18 protein-coding genes and 1 tRNA gene are annotated in these 15,183 nt (G+C 72.4%); 10 read left to right on the top strand and 9 right to left on the bottom strand.

From position 1 onward, the window contains the following. Positions 1-29: 29 nt before the first annotated feature. From ACIBQ1_RS32175 to ACIBQ1_RS32195, 5 genes are all read right to left on the bottom strand, one after another. The gene (locus tag ACIBQ1_RS32175) at positions 30-713 is read right to left on the bottom strand and encodes a GAP family protein (protein WP_397283047.1); all 684 of its coding nucleotides are present in this window, start codon (positions 711-713) and stop codon (positions 30-32) included. Between the two features lie 114 nt (positions 714-827). Then, on the bottom strand, positions 828-2,198 hold the full coding sequence (locus ACIBQ1_RS32180) for a Dyp-type peroxidase (protein ID WP_397283048.1): 1,371 nt from the start codon (positions 2,196-2,198) through the stop codon (positions 828-830). Between the two features lie 159 nt (positions 2,199-2,357). Beyond that, on the bottom strand, positions 2,358-3,356 hold the full coding sequence (locus ACIBQ1_RS32185) for a lytic polysaccharide monooxygenase (protein WP_397283049.1): 999 nt from the start codon (positions 3,354-3,356) through the stop codon (positions 2,358-2,360). 41 nt (positions 3,357-3,397) lie between these two features. Continuing rightward, a complete protein-coding gene (locus ACIBQ1_RS32190; RefSeq protein WP_397283050.1) occupies positions 3,398-4,696 on the bottom strand; it encodes a sensor histidine kinase in 1,299 nt (432 codons plus the stop codon). A 52-nt stretch (positions 4,697-4,748) separates the two neighbouring features. Continuing rightward, entirely contained in the window at positions 4,749-5,426 is a 678-nt protein-coding gene (locus ACIBQ1_RS32195) for a response regulator transcription factor (protein ID WP_355374782.1), read from the bottom strand. A 39-nt stretch (positions 5,427-5,465) separates the two neighbouring features. On the opposite strand from ACIBQ1_RS32195, the gene ACIBQ1_RS32200 reads away from it, so the two are divergent. Then, entirely contained in the window at positions 5,466-6,008 is a 543-nt protein-coding gene (locus tag ACIBQ1_RS32200; protein ID WP_397283051.1) for a hypothetical protein, read from the top strand. A gap of 79 nt (positions 6,009-6,087) precedes the next feature. Continuing rightward, positions 6,088-6,531 (top strand): hypothetical protein, encoded by a 444-nt coding sequence (locus tag ACIBQ1_RS32205; RefSeq protein WP_397283052.1) that lies wholly within the window; start codon positions 6,088-6,090, stop codon positions 6,529-6,531. Here ACIBQ1_RS32205 and ACIBQ1_RS32210 read toward each other — a convergent pair. Together ACIBQ1_RS32210 and ACIBQ1_RS32215 are read right to left on the bottom strand one after the other, a co-directional pair. Further along, complete coding sequence (locus tag ACIBQ1_RS32210; protein ID WP_397283053.1) at positions 6,476-6,970, bottom strand: DUF523 domain-containing protein; 495 nt, start codon at positions 6,968-6,970, stop codon at positions 6,476-6,478. The two genes, ACIBQ1_RS32205 and ACIBQ1_RS32210, sit on opposite strands and share 56 nt — an antisense overlap. Further along, positions 6,940-8,232 (bottom strand): DHA2 family efflux MFS transporter permease subunit, encoded by a 1,293-nt coding sequence (locus tag ACIBQ1_RS32215; protein ID WP_397283054.1) that lies wholly within the window; start codon positions 8,230-8,232, stop codon positions 6,940-6,942. The genes ACIBQ1_RS32210 and ACIBQ1_RS32215 overlap by 31 nt, the downstream gene beginning before the upstream one ends. Before the next feature lie 155 nt (positions 8,233-8,387). Between ACIBQ1_RS32215 and ACIBQ1_RS32220 the strand changes: the two genes are divergently transcribed. From ACIBQ1_RS32220 to ACIBQ1_RS32245, 6 genes are all read left to right on the top strand, one after another. Beyond that, positions 8,388-8,750 (top strand): hypothetical protein, encoded by a 363-nt coding sequence (locus tag ACIBQ1_RS32220; RefSeq protein WP_397283055.1) that lies wholly within the window; start codon positions 8,388-8,390, stop codon positions 8,748-8,750. After that, the gene (locus ACIBQ1_RS32225; protein ID WP_397283056.1) at positions 8,747-9,127 is read left to right on the top strand and encodes a hypothetical protein; all 381 of its coding nucleotides are present in this window, start codon (positions 8,747-8,749) and stop codon (positions 9,125-9,127) included. Before ACIBQ1_RS32220 ends, ACIBQ1_RS32225 begins: the two co-directional genes overlap by 4 nt. Positions 9,128-9,409: 282 nt before the next feature. Then, the gene (locus tag ACIBQ1_RS32230; RefSeq protein WP_397283057.1) at positions 9,410-10,639 is read left to right on the top strand and encodes a CynX/NimT family MFS transporter; all 1,230 of its coding nucleotides are present in this window, start codon (positions 9,410-9,412) and stop codon (positions 10,637-10,639) included. After that, complete coding sequence (locus ACIBQ1_RS32235; protein ID WP_397283058.1) at positions 10,636-11,469, top strand: metal-dependent hydrolase; 834 nt, start codon at positions 10,636-10,638, stop codon at positions 11,467-11,469. The genes ACIBQ1_RS32230 and ACIBQ1_RS32235 overlap by 4 nt, the downstream gene beginning before the upstream one ends. 72 nt (positions 11,470-11,541) lie before the next feature. After that, a complete protein-coding gene (locus ACIBQ1_RS32240; protein ID WP_185078147.1) occupies positions 11,542-11,757 on the top strand; it encodes a helix-turn-helix domain-containing protein in 216 nt (71 codons plus the stop codon). A 4-nt stretch (positions 11,758-11,761) separates the two neighbouring features. Continuing rightward, positions 11,762-12,292, top strand: coding sequence for a Clp protease N-terminal domain-containing protein (locus tag ACIBQ1_RS32245; protein ID WP_397283059.1), 531 nt, complete (start codon positions 11,762-11,764; stop codon positions 12,290-12,292). Positions 12,293-12,303: 11 nt separating this feature from the next. Here the strand turns inward: ACIBQ1_RS32245 and ACIBQ1_RS32250 are convergent, their stop codons facing one another. Beyond that, on the bottom strand, positions 12,304-13,194 hold the full coding sequence (locus tag ACIBQ1_RS32250) for an RNA polymerase sigma-70 factor (RefSeq protein ID WP_397283060.1): 891 nt from the start codon (positions 13,192-13,194) through the stop codon (positions 12,304-12,306). Between the two features lie 75 nt (positions 13,195-13,269). Between ACIBQ1_RS32250 and ACIBQ1_RS32255 the strand changes: the two genes are divergently transcribed. Beyond that, positions 13,270-13,342: transfer RNA gene (locus tag ACIBQ1_RS32255), tRNA-Ala, on the top strand. A gap of 60 nt (positions 13,343-13,402) precedes the next feature. On the opposite strand, the gene ACIBQ1_RS32260 is transcribed toward ACIBQ1_RS32255, so the two are convergent. Then, a complete protein-coding gene (locus ACIBQ1_RS32260; protein WP_397283061.1) occupies positions 13,403-14,227 on the bottom strand; it encodes an alpha/beta fold hydrolase in 825 nt (274 codons plus the stop codon). A 75-nt stretch (positions 14,228-14,302) separates the two neighbouring features. On the opposite strand from ACIBQ1_RS32260, the gene ACIBQ1_RS32265 reads away from it, so the two are divergent. Next, on the top strand, positions 14,303-15,130 hold the full coding sequence (locus tag ACIBQ1_RS32265) for a helix-turn-helix domain-containing protein (RefSeq protein WP_397283062.1): 828 nt from the start codon (positions 14,303-14,305) through the stop codon (positions 15,128-15,130). Positions 15,131-15,183 lie beyond the last annotated feature (53 nt).

Genomic DNA, 15,183 nt, shown 5'->3' on the forward strand with positions numbered 1-15,183 from the left:
CCCCGAAGATCCAGCGGAGGCATCCGATCCTACGGTCTCTGGAAGAACAGATAAAACGCCGCATCCCGGGCGAGCAGGAACCCGACGATGGCCAAGCCCCAGCTCAGGGCCGATGCCGCGTGCTTGTTCATCCAGGTCCGCAGCCGCTCCAGCTTCGGCTCCAGCCAGGTTCCCGCCAGGCCGCGCAGCGCCATGAGCGCCAGCGGCGGCAGGATCATGACCAGCACGTACGCGGCCAGCACCGGCACCCACTGCCCGGTGGTCAGCTCCGCCGTGGTCATGATGCCGATCGCGGCGAGGTAGGGCACCATCGTCGCCACCTCCAGCGCTCCGGCGGTCAGCCCCAGCAGCACCATCACGCGCGGACCGCCCACCCGGGGCTCGAAGCGGCGCGCGGGCTCGCCCCGCTTCGCGCGCCGTTTGGGGTCGAACCGGAAGCTCAACGCGAACAGCCCCACGCCCAGCACGAGCTGCACCCAGTACGCGGGATCGCTGCGCAGCACGTCGCCGAAGCGCTCCATCACGGTGGACAGCCCCAGCATGAGCGCGACCCCCACCAGGAAGTAGAAGATCGCGATGGTGGCCAGGTAGATCAACAGCCCGCGCGACCGTTTCGAGGCCAGCAGCAGGTAGACGGGAATGCCGAGGGTGCCGAAGCTGGTGCTGTCGACGAGGGCCAAGGCGGCGAGGGCGAGCAACAGTCCGATCGTCATGTTATCGATCGTGCTGGGTCGCGACCGCCGCCTCCTCCTCCGGCGGGCTGAACCGGGCGTACATACTTCTTCGTATCGCACGGGGAAAGGCCGGGCCACGCCCGGCCTTTCCGGCTACAGGTTCCGCAGGTACGCCAGCGACGGCGCGAAGAAGTACTCGCCGCCCTTCATCGTGACCGTCTGGGCCACCTGCGCCTGCGGCGCCGACAGCTCGGGCTTGCCCCAGACCTTCGGGAACGCGACCTTGATGTCCCGATCGCCCTGGCCGATCACCGGGTCGTGGCCGGTGGCCGGGTTCTCGAAGTCCGGGTTGTTCGCCCACGACTGCTGCGTGAACTCGAACTGGCTCAGCAGACTGCCGTTGAACGCCATGAACAGCAGGCCGACCTCACCGCTCGGCCGGGTCTCCGGCGGCGAGTCGTCCCACGGCTCGTCGGCGCGCTCGCCGTACGTCTGCCCGCGCCGCGCCATGAGCACCTCACGCCCGAACGAGCGCGGGTTCGTCTTCCTGATGTGCCCGCTGAACGGGCACTTCGTGCCGTCGTCGCCGTCGAAGGTGAAGTCGTTGCCCACCGGCCCGCCGCCCGGCTTGGGCTTGCCGGTCAAGGGCGTGCCGTCCTTGAACCGGCCGACGAGCATGGCGCCCGCCCGGTCGCGGTCGGCGCCGACCAGGCCCAGGCCGTCGGCCAGCTCCTGCTCGATCTGCTTGAACGCCCGCACGTTCTGCTCCAGCTTCCTGAACACCAGGTAGCTGCCGTGGTGACGGACGGGGTTCGGCGCGAACGGGTCGGGCACGAGCACGTTGCTCAGCGGGAAGGCCGGGTTCCAGTGCTTCTTCGGCTCCTTGTCCACCTCGTCCTTCACGAACAGCGGCTGGCTGCGGCCGTCCACGTACCCGAAGTGCTCGATGCCGTCGCCGGCGGGGTTGCGCATGCCCTGGCCGGTCTCCTCACCGAGCAGCCGCGCGCTCTCCGGCAGCTCGCCGAGGATCTCCTCGCGCAGCGCCGCCACCGGCTCGGGCTCCGCGTCGCCGATCAGGATGACGGCGTGGATCTCCCGCTGGTACGTGCGCTCCCACGTCTCCACGGGCGGGTCGGCGACCTCGGCCACGCGCCGCTTCATGCCGTCGCGGAAGACCCTGTCCTCGAACCTGCGCACCTCCTCGACCGAGTGGCCGAGGTCGCGGTATCCGGCCTTGCTGATGCCGATGCCCACATACGGCGTGCCGCGGCCGCCTCGCGCGTTGAAGTCGCGCACCTCCTCCAGGTGCTTGCGGGCCGACTTCATCCTGGTGGTCGCGACGTGCCGCAGGAACGCCTTTCCTTCCGCCACGTCGTTGAACCGGACGAACAGCACGGACAGGTGCTCGCGCACGTGGGCGCGCAGGATGTTCGGCTGGAGATTGTCGAGCATCGCCTTGGTGTCCGCGTCGAGCGTGGCCGAGTCCCAGGCCAGAGGTTGTGCGTTGTTCAGGTCGACAGGCATTGCCGAGTCCCTTCCCCGTTTCGATGTGAAATCGGGCCCCCTTACGCGCCGTACGAGGAACGCTCTCCACGAATCCCCCGTATTCCGACGCGCCCCAACCTGTACGACTCCTGGGAACGCGGGAAGGTTTCCGGGAAATGGGTCGGGTTGCTTTCCCGATCAGCTGACGGTCAGACCGGTACGCGCCACGCCGCCGTTCTCGCAGCGCACCGTCACCGCGAACCGGCCCGCCTTGACCGCCTTCAGAGCCTGTGACCAGGTGGCCGCGGGCGCACCGGGGCGGCTCCTGACCGTGGCGAAGGCGCCGGAGGTCACGTCGCGCACCTTCGAACCGCCGCAGACCGCCGTCACCCGCACCTGCTGGCCCACCCTGGCCGCGGCGGGGGCGAGGCCGACGCCCGCGTTGACGGCCGGCAGGTCACCGGAGGGCTGCGTGGGCGTCGACGGGGGTGTCGACGTGGGGGTGGGCTTGGGGGTGGCCGTCGGGGTGCCGGTGGGCGTGGGGGCGGGGGCGGGGTTGGCCTGGCCGAAGACCACGTCCGAGCAGGAGTAGAACGCCTCGGGGCTGTCGCTGCGCTGCCAGATCGCGTAGATCAGGTGCCGTCCCTGCCTGGCGGGCAGCTTGGCGGCCATCGTGTAGAAGCCGTCCGTCACCACCGGGTTCTGCACGGTCTGGAACGGCTTGGCCTCCAGGTCCGACCACTTCAGCGGCCTGGCCGGGTCGTAGCCGTCCTTGGTGATGTAGAGCTCGAACGACCCCTTGTGCGGCGCGGTCGCCCGATACCTGAACGTGTGGGACGCGCCGCTCGCCAGGGTCGTCGCGGGCCAGTCCGCCCGCGCCTGGTCGAACCCGCGGTACTTGTCCCGCCCCGCGCTGCACAGCTTGCCGTCCGGGATGATCTGCCGGTGCCGGCCCGCCGCGTCGGCGATGTTGACCTCGTTCCAGTCGTACAGCGGCTGCGTGCCGCCGATGGCCACGGCCTGCTTGCAGGCGGCCGACTTCGGGTTCTCCGGGCCCTCGCTGTAGCAGACCATGGTGCGGCTGGGCGGGTTGCTCATGGTTCCGTGCGCGGAGGCCGTGCCGGGGGCGACGGCGAGCACGAGCAGCGTGGGGGCGGCCAGGGTGGTGGCGACGAGCGCCTTGCGGGTGATCTGCATGCAGATCACCTTGATGCACTCGAAAGAGCGAAACTTCGGGCTTAAGTGTTCTTTAAGGCTGGCTTAGCTGCTATTTCAGTACGCAACCACACCTGCACCTGTGCCCCGCCCAGCGCCGCCCGGTCCAGCCGCACCCGCCCCCCGGTCGACTCGGCGAGCCTGCGCGCGATGTCCAGCCCGAGCCCGGTGGACCCGCTGCCGCTGCTGCCCCGCTCCATCGCCGACTCCGGGTCCGCGATGCCGGGCCCCGCGTCGGCGATCAGGATGCCGACGGTGTCCTGGCCCTCGTGCAGGGTGACGCCGAACGCCGTGCCCTCCGGCGTGTGCCTGAACACGTTCCCGAGCAGCGCGTCCACCACCGCCGTCAGCTCGCCGGCCGGTACGGGCACCCGTACCGGAAGCGTGGCCCCGACCAGCTCCCACGGGCGCCGCTGATCCTCTGCCAGCGCCGACCAGAACGTCAGCCGCTCGCGCAGCACCTCGGCCGCGTCGCACGACCTGGCCGCCCGTGACGGCCGGCGGGCCGCCGCGATGATCGTGTCCACCTCGCCCTCCAGCCTGGCCAGCGCCTGCCTGCCGGGCTCCGCCTGCGGCCCGAGCTGGTCCAGGCTGAGCTTGAGCGCGGTCAGCGGGGTGCGGAGCCGGTGGGAGAGGTCGGCGGCCAGCTCCCGCTCGGCCGCCAGGAGCTGGGTGACGCGGTTCGCCATGGCGTTGAACGCGGTCGCGGCCGCCTTGAGCTCGGGCGGCCCGTCGGGGTAGACGCGTTCGCTCAGGTCACCGGCGCCCAGCGCGGTCGCGGCCGTGCCGAGCCGGCGCGCCGCCCGCACGACCCGCGCCCCGAGCCGGTCGCCGACCAGCACCGAGCCGAGCACCAGCGCCACGGCCACCCCGGTCAGGACCGCCCATGACGTGAAGACGCCCCGGTGGAGGTCGGCGGCGGGCACGAACACCTCGATCACCGCGCCCCGGTCCTCGTCCAGCGCGACCGGGCGCAGCAGCACATATCCGCCGTCCAGCTCGACCGTGCTCGCCCTGGTCTCGCGGGCGGCCCTGGCCACCTCGGCGGCGGGCGCGCGGGAGGTGCCCTGCGTCGCGCCGCCCTTGACGTGGACGGCCAGCAGGCCGCGCCGTCCGGCGTCGGTGCGGGCCATGGCGTGTCCGAGGTCGTCGCTCCTGGTCGTCAGCGCCAGTACGGGGACCAGCGCCGACGCCTGCCGCTCGGCGCCCGCCAGCGCCCTGCTCTGCGCGGTCTCCTTGACGATCATCGCCAGCGGCACCAGGAAGGCCAGCGCGACCATCGAGGTGACCGCGACCATCAGCACCGCCAGAGTCCGCCTCATCGGGATGCTCTCGGCGGCGCACTCATCCGGGATGTTCTCATCCGGGGCGCTCTCATCGGGGCGCCGACAGCATCACGCCGACGCCCCGGACCGTGTGCAGGTAACGCGGCCGGGCGGCGCTCTCGCCGAGCTTGCGCCGCAGCCACGACAGGTGCACGTCGATCGTCTGGTCGTCGCCGTACGACTGCCGCCAGACCTCGGCCAGCAGCTCCTGGCGGGTGACGACGCGGTCGGCGCGGGCGGCGAGGTAGGCGAGCAGGTCGAACTCCCGCCTGGTCAGCGAGAGCGGGCCGCCGTCGAGCGCGGCCTCGCGCCGCCCCACGTCCACCTCCAGGCCGCCCACGCGGAACGTCTGGGGCGCCGGCGCGGACCTGGCCCTGCGCAGCACGGCGTCCAGCCGGGCGCTGAGATGGTCGCCGGAGAACGGCTTGACCAGGTAGTCGTCGGCGCCCGCGCGTAACAGCCGGACGATCTCCGCCTCCTCGTCGCGGGCCGTGGCCACGATGACGGGCACGTCGGAGACGCCGCGGACCATGCGCAGCGCCTCGGACCCGTCCAGGTCGGGCAGGCCGAGGTCGAGGACGACGGCGTCCGGCGGGCGCTGCGAGATCTCCCTGAGCGCGTCGAGCGCGCACCCGGCGCTGCGGACGGCGTGCCCGCGCCTGCCGAGCTCGTGGATGATCGCTGATCTGACGAATTCATCGTCTTCCACTACGAGAACCGTCGCCATGCGCCCAACCGTACCGATCAAGCGGACATAATTCGTCTCATGCGTCGAGCCCTTCGATATGCGGCGATCTGGTGCGGTGCCACCGCGGTCGCAGTGTCGGTCTCGTGGTTCGGCGTGCGGGGCGTGCTGCGGGAGGAGTTCGTGGACGACGTGGACGTGGAGCCCTTCGTCGCCCAGACGATCGCGGCCGACGACGCCCCGCTGACCATCACCAGCCCCACCAGCAGCCCCTCCGCGAGCCCCACCACCAGCCCCACCAGCAGCCCCACCGCGAGCCCCACCACCGGTCCCACCCGCCGCGCTCCTTCCGCGACGCCCACCCCGAGTCGTACGCAGCGGAAGCCGGCCAAGAGCCCCGAGCCGCGCAAGCCGCTGAAAGTGGTGAAGGTCAAGGGCGGCGAGGTGGCGTTCACGCTCGGCCCGGAGGGGTGCCGCCTGGTGTCGGCCACCCCGGTCAGCGGCTACACCGCCAAGGTCGCCCGCGCCACCGGCTGGATCAGGGTGGACCTGGTCAAGGGCGCGCACGGCACGGGGGTGTTCTGCATCAGCCACGAGCAGCGCACCGACACCTGGGAGTACTGACCGCCTACGGCGGACGCGGTATCCACGCCGCCTCCCTGGGGACGATTCGCCGGCCCGCCACGGGTGCCAGGGTGAACGCATGGACGTACTTCGCAGGGCTCTGGGCTGGCTGTCGCTGCTGTACGGGCTGATCTTCCTCTCGTTCGCGCTGCTGCACGCCGGGATCGCGGCCGGACCGGTACGCGAGCCCGTGATCGTGCCGGCCGCGATCGTGGAGACGCTGTGCGCCGCGGCCACGTTCGCCGGGGCGTACGGCGTGCTGGCCGAGCGCGCGTGGGCCTGGGACGGGCTCATCTACAGCCATGCCGCCGCGCTCGGCGGGGTGCTGCTGGGGATCCTGTCGCTGGCGCTCGGGGCGGGCCCGTCGAGCACGCTGCTGAGCTGGTATCACAGCGCGATGGCGGCCGTGCTCGCCGCGGGGCTGGCGGGCTCCTTCTACGTGTCCAGGGTGCGCGGGCAGCCGGCGCCTACGTCTCCAGGGTCCGCAGGTAGTCGGCGGCCTCGTCGAGGTGGTCCTCGGTGAAGACGCGGATGCCGTGCTGTTCGAGCAGCGCCGTCGTGACGCCCTGGCCGGGGCTGCGCCGCCCGCTGAACGAGCCGTCGTTGATCGACAGCGCGCCGCACGACGGGCTGCCCTCCTTCAGCACCGCCAGCCGGATGCCCTGCGAGCGAGCCACGGCCAGCGCCGACTCCGCGCCCGCCACGAACTCGGCCGTCACATCGGACCCGTCGGTCGCCAGCACGCGGGCGGTCCCGGACAGGACGGCCGCCCCGCCCGCGCCGCGCTCGATCTCGGCGGCGGGGCGCGGGGTCGGCAGCCCGCCCGACACCTCGGGGCAGTGCGGCACCAGTCGCCCCTCCTCGCGCCACGCGGCGAGCCGGGCGTCCGAGCTGGTCTTGGCGCGACCGTCGTAGCGCACCCGGCGGCCCATCAGGCAGGCGCTGACGAGGATCCTCTCCATGCCTTCGATCCTATGAGCGCGATCGGCACCAGCGAGACGGCCGCCAGCGCGATCGCGACGCCGAACGCGTACGTGAAGGGCCGTTCCACGCCCGTCCTGGTGAACACCTGCAACAGCACGGCCAGCACCGCCACGCCGAACGGCGAGGCGAGCCGCACCGCGATCACGCTCAGCGTGGTCGCGGCCGGGATGGCGACCGGCTCCAGCGTCCTGAACGCGGCCGCCATCAGCGACGTCGACACCAGCCCGTGCCCGAGCCCCAGGACGAACATCGGCACGAGACCGCCGAAGACGGCGAATCCGGCGATGCCCGCCACCGCCACGACCACGCCCGCCGCGCCGACCCCGCGCGGCCCCCTGCTGTCGGTCAGCCTGCCCGCGACCGGCATCGTGATCGCCGCGCCGATCCCCATCGGGGCCAGCAGCAGGCCCGCCTCAAGCGCGCTCCCGCCCTGCGCGAGCTGGCTGTAGAGGGGCACGAGCACCGTGAAGCCGAACATGGCCGCCGAGTAGCACACGAGCGCGCCCACAGCGGCGGCGAACGTCCTGTTCCCGAACAACCGCAGGTCCAGCAGCGTGCCCGCCGTCCGCAGCGCGCGCACGGCGAACGCGGCGACCAGCGCCACGCCGATCCACAGCGCGGGATGGAGCGCGGAGGCCCCGTTGCCGATCTCGGACAGCCCGTAGACCAGCGCGGCCAGGCCGGGCGAGAGCACCGCCAGGCCCAGCACGTCGAGCCCCTGCGGGCTCGCGCCCGGCTCGCGGGGCAGCAGCACGAACGCCGCCGCCAGCGCCACCGCGCAGATCGGCACGTTGATCAGGAACAGCCACCGCCAGCCGAGGCTCTCCACGATCACCCCGCCCAGCGGCGGCCCGAGCACCGGCACCAGCATCGCGGGGAGCGAGATCATGGCCATCGCGCGGCCCATCCGCTCCTGGCCGGCCGCCCTGGCCAGCATCATCTGGCCGACGGGCAGGAGCAGGCCCCCGCCCAGCCCCTGCACCGCCCGGAAGGCGACCAGGCTCCCGACCGACCAGGCGGCGGCGGTGAGCGCGGAGCCCGCGACGAACAGCACGAGCGAGACCAGCCAGACGTTCCTGGCGCCGAACCTGCCCACGGCCCAGCCGGTGACCGGGACCGTCATCGACAGGGCCAGCAGGTAGCCGGTGACCGCCCACTGCATGGTGGCGAGCGTGGTGCTGAAGTCGCGGGCCAGGGTGCCGAGCGCGACATTGACGATCGTGGTGTCGAGCATCGTCATGACGACGCGCGCGGGGCGGACGACAACTTCGAACGCGGCCTCAACTGGGTCCTCGACGGCATCGAACGCGCCATCCCGCGGCGGTAGCGGGACCCCCACCTCATGCGGGCCCGCGGGATGGGGACCGGGGCACCCTGGGGATAGCCTTAGCCCCGATGAACACCGTCATCTCCACGATCGTCATCGTCATCTCGCTGCTGCTCATGCTGGCGAGCCTGATCGTCGCGATCCGCAACCGGCCGATGGGCATGGTGCTGCTGATCGGCTTCGCCGTGCTCGAGGTGGCCGTGCTGGTGCAGGCGGGTTTCGTGATCGCGGCGGTGGCCGGGGGCCAGGGGCCCGCCGAGAAGGTCACGCTCTTCGGCTACGTCGGGGGCCAGGTGGTGATCCCGCCCGCCGGGGTGTTCCTGGCGCTGGCGGAGCGGAGCAGGTGGGGCTCGGCGATCCTGGTCGTGGCCGGGTTCGCGATCGCGGTGATGACGGGGCGGCTGCTGCAGATCTGGGCGGGGGGCGCGTGACCACCTCCATCGGCACGGGGCCGGGGCGTGCCCTGATCGCGGTCTACGGGCTGTTCTCGCTGGCCGCCGGCGCCCGTGCGGCGGTGCAGATCGCGAGCAGGTTCGACCAGGCGCCGCTGGCGTACTCGCTGTCGGCCCTCGCGGCCGTCGTCTACATCGCCCTCACCGTCGCGCTCTGGCGCGGGGCGCGCCTCCTCGCGCTGGTGGGGCTGGGGATCGAGCTGGTCGGCGTGCTGGTCATCGGCACCCTCAGCGTCCTCGACCCGGCCGCCTTCCCGGACGAGACGGTCTGGTCGGCCTACGGGAAGGGGTACGCGTTCATCCCGCTCGTGCTCCCGGTGGTGGGCCTCTACTGGGTGCTCCGCCGCAACCGTTAGTCAGTCCGCGCGTCCGACGCCGCCTGCGCCATTCGCCACGCCTGCCGCTCTCGACCGATCCGCTCGCCTCACCCGCGCCTCGGCACCACCAAAGTCTGCACGGGCGATGCCGCCCGCGTCCTCGCTCGTGCTGAGTCGGCTGCCGCGCCCGCTCGCGTTGCGGTGGCGTTACCGGGGATGCCTCGGAGGGCGGTGGTGGGCGGCCAGGAATAAATGGATATTTCGGTCCTGTTAAGATGGCGATTCGTCCTATGACTTGATGAGTGGAGGACCGCCCCCGACATGAGTGTGCTGACCCAAGAGGCACGAGGCCGTACCACCGGACCCCTCGCCTGGCTCCTCGTGCTGGGAATCGTCCTCGCCGCCCTCAACCTCCGCACCGCCGTCACCAGCGTCGGCCCCCTCCTCGACCAGCTGACCGGCGCGCTGGGCATGTCCAGCGTCGGCACCGGCCTGCTCACCACGCTGCCCGTCCTCGCCTTCGCCACCGTGGGCGCGATCACGCCCACCCTGGCCAGGCGCCTCGGCGAGCACCGGCTGCTCCTGCTCGCCCTCGTCACGCTGGGCGTCGGCATGCTGGTCAGGTCGCTCGTCGGCTCGGCCCCGGTGTTCCTGCTGAGCAGCGCCGTGGCGCTCTCCGGCGGCGCGGTCGGCAACGTGCTCATCCCCACGCTGATCAAGCGCCACTTCCCGGCTCGCACCGGGATCATGACCACCGTCTACACCACGGCCCTGGCGGTCGGCACCATGCTGGCCGCCGCCGCGACCGTGCCGATCGAGCGCGCGTCGGGCGACTGGCACATCGCGCTCGGCGTGTGGGCGGCCCTGGCCGCCGTCGCCGCCATTCCGTGGCTTGCGCTGCTGCGCAGTGAGCCGGAGCGGGACGCGGGCAGCCGGGATGCGGGCCTGCGCCGTCTCCTCCGGAGCCGGCTGGCGTGGATGATCGCGATCTACTTCGGCACCCAGTCGATGATCGCGTACATGATGTTCGGCTGGCTCGCCACCATCCTCACCGACAGCGGGTTCAGCACGTCGGAGGCCGGGGCGGTCCTCGGTGTGTTCACCGCGCTGAACATCCCGGTCTCGATCCTCGTCCCTGTCGTCGCCTCCCGCTTCCGCGACCAGCGTCCCGCCGTGGTCGGGCTCGTCGTGTTCTACGCGGCCGGGTTCCTGGGGCTGTGGGTCGGGCCGCCCGCCCTGGCGCTGCTCTGGGTGACGCTGGTGGCGGTGGGCATGGGCTCGTTCCCGCTGGCGCTGATGATGCTGGCCCTGCGCACCCGTACGCCGGAGGCCACGGCCGCGCTGTCGGCGTTCGGGCAGAGCGCGGGTTATCTCATCGCCGGCGCCGGTCCGCTGCTGGTGGGCGTGCTGCGTGAGGCGACCGGCGGGTGGACGCTGCCGTACACGCTGATCTTCGTGGTGCTCGTCGCGCAGCTCTTCACCGGCCTGTACGCGGGCCGCAACCGCTACCTGGAGGACGAGCAGCCGGCCCCTGCGAGAATGACCGGGTGAGATCCACCCTCGTCACCTTCCCCGACGGCCGCACCAGCGGTCGTTCCCAGGTCGTCGGGGCCGTGCCGGTGGGGGACCGGCACGGTCTCGTCGTCGCCGAGACGCCGTTCCACCCCCTCGACCACACCTGGCCCGACCAGCCCGCGGACCGGGGCACGATCGGGGGCCTGCCGGTCGTCGACTGCGTGACAGGGGCCCGGTCGAGCGCCGGCGAGGTCTTCCTCGGCGACGCCATCCCGGTGCGGCGCGGCACTGAGGAGGGCTGGGACTGGCTGGTCGTCCACGTCACCGAGACCCCGCTGCCCGTGGGGGCGGAGGTGGAGCTCGAGGTGGACGCCGATCTCCGGGCGGCGCTCTCGGCGGGCCACACCGCCTGCCACCTGGCCGCCCTCGCCGTGAACGCGGCCCTGGCCGGCCACTGGCGCAAGGAGGCCGCGCTCGACCCGCTCGGGCACCCCGACTTCGACCAGACGGCGATCGTCTCGTCCAGGATCGAGCCGCACGGCAGCGTGGACGTCTACCGCCTGGGCAAGTCGTTGCGCAAGAAGGGGTTCTCCGCCGAGGGCGTGGACTTCGGGAAGATCGCCCAGCAGGCGAACGAGCAGCTGGCGGCATGGGTGGCGGCCGACGCGCCGGTCCGGCTGGACGTCCCGGGCCCGGGGCTGACGGCCCGCCGCACGTGGCACTGCTCGCTGCCGGCGGGCGAGGCGTCCATCCCGTGCGGCGGCACCCACGTGCGGGGCACGGCCGAGCTGGGACGGGTCGAGGTCGCGTTCTCGCTGGAAGAGGCCGCCCTGACCATGCGCACCACCTGCGGCGGCGCGGGCTAGCCGGTCAGCGACTCCGATCATGTCTGTCAGCATGTGTTGACAAGCGGGTGCTTGTCAGCACATGCTGACACCATGGAAGTCACCGAGCTGGCCGAGGCGGCCGCCGATCGCGACCCGGGAGTGGGGCTGGCGGCCGTGGCCGCGCTCAGGGCCCTGCTGGAGGAGCTGGAGGCGACGCACGTGTCGAACGCCCGCGCCCAGGGCTGGTCGTGGGAGCAGATCGCCGACGCGCTGGGGGTTCGGCGGCAGTCGGCTCATCGCAAGCATGCTCGAAGGACGGGGAGGTAGCCGCGTGTTCGCCAGGTTCACCGAGGGGGCCCGCAGGGCCGTGGTCAGGGCCGGGACGCTCGCGCTCGACGCGGGCCGGTCCACGCTCGACGCCGATCTACTGCTGCTGGGGGTGGCCGAGGTCCGGCCGTTCTCGCTGGAGTCGTTCACCGCCTCCGAGGCCGACGTGCGGGCGCGGGTGGACGTGGGCGACGCGCGGGCGCTGCTGGCCACGTTGGGGATCGACCTCGACGCCGTGCACCGCCGGAGCAGGGCGGGCCTGGACGTGCCCGGGTTGTGGAGCCTGCGGCGGTCGCGGGTGCGGCCCCTGCGGGTGACCCTGTACGGGCCGCTGGGGCAGATCCCGCTGGCCATGCACGCCAGGAAGGTGATCGAGGTGGCCATGTGGCGCCCCGGGCCGGTCGCGGGCGAGGACCTGCTGTGGGGCCTGCTCGCCGACCACGCGAACGGCGCCGCCGCGATCCTCCGGGACGCCGGGGTGGACCTGACCGCGCTGATCCGCGAGGCTCGCGTCCCCACCCGGCGTACGGCCTGACCGCACCGCCGTCAGACCGGCTCCAGGTGGGCGATCTTCTCGGGGTTCGCGAAGAGGTAGATCTTCTCGATCTTGCCGTCCGAGATCAGCAGCGAGGCGACCGAGATCACCCGCCCGCCCGCGGAGACGACCATCGCGGGGGCGTTGTTCACGGTCGCCAGCCCGAAGGTCAGGTCGGAGATCCCCGCCATGCCGATCGAGGCCATGAACGCCGCGATGTTGGCGGGGGTGTTGATCGACAGCAGCCAGCGGCTGACGTTGTCGGCGCCGGTGATGGCCCGCAGCGCGGCCCGGGCCTTGCCGCCGCCGTCGCTGACCATCGTGACCTCGCTCGCGAACAGCTCGATCAGCCCGTCGAGGTCGCCCCCGGCGGAGGCGCTGATGAACCGCTCGGTGATCCGCCGCCGCTCCTCCCGGTCCACGTCGAACCGGGGCCGCCGCTCCCGCACGTGGTCCCGCGCCCGCCGCGCGAGCTGCCTGGTCGCCGGCTCGGCCCGCCCGATGATCTCCGCGATCTCGGCGAACGGCAGGTCGAACGCCTCCCGCAGCACGAACACGGCCCGCTCCAGCGGCGACAGCGTCTCCAGCACCAGGAGCAGGGCCAGCTCCACCGTCTCGGCCAGCTCGGCGTGCTCGGCGACGTCGGGCGCCGTGCTGATCGGCTCGGGCAGCCACGGTCCCACGTACGACTCCCGGCGCGACTTCGCCCACCGCAGCCGGTCGATGGCCAGCCGCGAGGTCACCCTGATCAGGTACGCCTTGGGGTCGTCGACGGTCGCCTCGTCCACCCCCGACCAGCGCAGCCACGCCTCCTGCACGACGTCTTCCGCGTCGGCGACACTGCCCAGGATCCGGTACGCGACCCCGGTCAGCAGGCTTCGGTGGTCTTCAAAGGTCGGCATAACTCCATAGACGTACCACAGAGGCTTCGGCGTGACACAGCCGCTCCCGATCTCCGATACACTTGGTGATCGTAAGGGGCTATAGCGCAGTTGGTAGCGCGCCTCCATGGCATGGAGGAGGTCTGGGGTTCGAATCCCCATAGCTCCACAAGATTCACGGCAACGGCGAGGTCCTTCGGGGCATCGCCGTTTTCGCGTCTCCGGTGCGTCAGCGGCCCGCGGTGAAGGCCAGGAGGAGCGCGGCGGTCCGCGGCGGATCCTCCAGAATGGGCGAGTGCCCGACGCCGGGCAGCAACTCGATCCTCGCGCCCGGAACGGCGCGGTAGTCGGCGGCGGACGAGGAGCGCCACCTCCGGTCGTCCTCGCCGAAGATCACCAGCAGCGGCTTGCCGAGACCCGTCAGCCGGTCCGGGAGCGCCCGCTGCTCCAGATAGTCCTGGACCGCCCGCGGCGCCGTGGCGAACGCGTGGAAGGTCATACGGCGCAGATCGTTCACGAGCTCCTGCGGGACCTGGTAGCCCGCGCGGCTGAACCCGGTGCTCGCGAGCCGGCGGATCTGCTCGTCGGTCGGCGGCCACTGCGAGGGTCCGATCGCGGCGGGCTCCTGCGCGATGAAGGCGCTCATGCGGGGGCCGGTGTTGACGAGCGCGAGCGCGGTCACCAGGTCGGGCCGTCGCTCGGCGAGGGCGGTGGCGACCACGCCGCCGCTGGAGTGGCCGACGACCACGGCGTGCTCGACGCCGAGCCGGTCCAGCGCCTCACCGACCCGGCGGCCCTGGTCCGGGAGCGCATAGCCGCGGTCGGCAGGCTCGGCCGACCGGCCGTGCCCGGGCAGGTCGATCCGGATGACGCGATGGGCACCGGTCAGCAGCGGAACCAGCGCGTCCCACGAGCGGATCGAGGACGCGGTCCCGTGGACGAGCAGGAGCGCGGGGGCGTCGCGGGGGCCGTCCTGGCACACGTGGACGTCGCCGTCGCCGAGGGACAGGGTCGAACTTTCGGTGGCCTCGATGTCGCTTTCAGGAACAGTCATGAGGCCACTGTGCCGCCGGTACGGGCCGGCGGATTGGACAAATGTTCCCGCGGCCGGCGCGAATAGCATGGGACGGTGGGGACGTTCGTGCACGGCGCGGTGGTGTGGGACGTCGCGTGCCCGCAGCGGCCCAGCCGGGTGGCCGGCGTCACCATGGCCGGGTTCCGGGTGCGCCGGCTGGACGCGCTCCGGATGGTCCCGCACCCGGCCGTGACGCTGCTCGTGGAGTTCGGCCCTGGTTCCCCCGTCATGGACTGCGCCGCCGGGGGGCAGCAACGGGGAAGCGTGGTCGCGGGGCCCGGGCTCGGGTCCGGAGGCGCGGTCTGGGCCCGGGGCGAGAACGTCGAGTGCGTGCAGGTGCGGCTGTCCCCGGTGATCGCACGCGCGGTTCTGGGCGCCTCCCCGGCCGACCTCGACGGCGCCGTGGTGCCCCTCGACGACCTGTGGGGCCGGGAGGCGTCACGGATCCGCGAGCGACTGAACGATGTCTCCTCGTGGCAGGATCGCTTCGCGCTGACGGACGAGTTGCTCGCCCGCCGGCATGAGGCGGGGGCGTCCGTGGACGCGGAGGTGGCCTGGGCCTGGCACCGGATCGTCGTCAGCCGCGGCCTGGTCCGGGTCGACGGGCTGGCGTCCGAGGTCGGGTGGAGCCGCAAGCGCCTGTGGTCCCGGTTCCGCTCGCAGCTCGGCCTGCCGCCCAAGCGCGCCGCCAAGCTGGTCCGCTTCGACCACGCCGCCCACCGCCTGGTCGCGGGTGAGGGCGCGGCCCGGGTCGCGGCCGACGGCGGCTACACCGACCAGTCCCACCTGCACCGGGACGTCATGGCGTTCACCGGGGTGACCCCGGTGAACGTGGCAGGGGAGCCGTTCCTGGCGGTTGACGACATCGCCTGGCCGCGGTGAACGCGGCCGGTGGGCCGGGCCTTCGCGCCTGTTCCGCTCGCCCTACGGCAGGG

The sequence above is a fragment of the Nonomuraea sp. NPDC050153 genome, from assembly GCF_044460125.1.
Lineage (GTDB): Bacteria > Actinomycetota > Actinomycetes > Streptosporangiales > Streptosporangiaceae > Nonomuraea.

Coding starts and splice junctions, on each gene's coding strand:
- ACIBQ1_RS32220 (WP_397283055.1), top strand. CDS start 8,388: ATGAACACCGTCATCTCCACGATCGTCATCGTCATCTCGCTGCTGCTC.
- ACIBQ1_RS32205 (WP_397283052.1), top strand. CDS start 6,088: ATGGACGTACTTCGCAGGGCTCTGGGCTGGCTGTCGCTGCTGTACGGG.
- ACIBQ1_RS32195 (WP_355374782.1), bottom strand. CDS start 5,426: ATGGCGACGGTTCTCGTAGTGGAAGACGATGAATTCGTCAGATCAGCG.
- ACIBQ1_RS32180 (WP_397283048.1), bottom strand. CDS start 2,198: ATGCCTGTCGACCTGAACAACGCACAACCTCTGGCCTGGGACTCGGCC.
- ACIBQ1_RS32175 (WP_397283047.1), bottom strand. CDS start 713: ATGACGATCGGACTGTTGCTCGCCCTCGCCGCCTTGGCCCTCGTCGAC.
- ACIBQ1_RS32260 (WP_397283061.1), bottom strand. CDS start 14,227: ATGACTGTTCCTGAAAGCGACATCGAGGCCACCGAAAGTTCGACCCTG.
- ACIBQ1_RS32185 (WP_397283049.1), bottom strand. CDS start 3,356: ATGCAGATCACCCGCAAGGCGCTCGTCGCCACCACCCTGGCCGCCCCC.
- ACIBQ1_RS32215 (WP_397283054.1), bottom strand. CDS start 8,232: ATGACGATGCTCGACACCACGATCGTCAATGTCGCGCTCGGCACCCTG.
- ACIBQ1_RS32190 (WP_397283050.1), bottom strand. CDS start 4,696: ATGAGGCGGACTCTGGCGGTGCTGATGGTCGCGGTCACCTCGATGGTC.
- ACIBQ1_RS32250 (WP_397283060.1), bottom strand. CDS start 13,194: ATGCCGACCTTTGAAGACCACCGAAGCCTGCTGACCGGGGTCGCGTAC.
- ACIBQ1_RS32200 (WP_397283051.1), top strand. CDS start 5,466: ATGCGTCGAGCCCTTCGATATGCGGCGATCTGGTGCGGTGCCACCGCG.
- ACIBQ1_RS32230 (WP_397283057.1), top strand. CDS start 9,410: ATGAGTGTGCTGACCCAAGAGGCACGAGGCCGTACCACCGGACCCCTC.
- ACIBQ1_RS32240 (WP_185078147.1), top strand. CDS start 11,542: ATGGAAGTCACCGAGCTGGCCGAGGCGGCCGCCGATCGCGACCCGGGA.
- ACIBQ1_RS32210 (WP_397283053.1), bottom strand. CDS start 6,970: ATGGAGAGGATCCTCGTCAGCGCCTGCCTGATGGGCCGCCGGGTGCGC.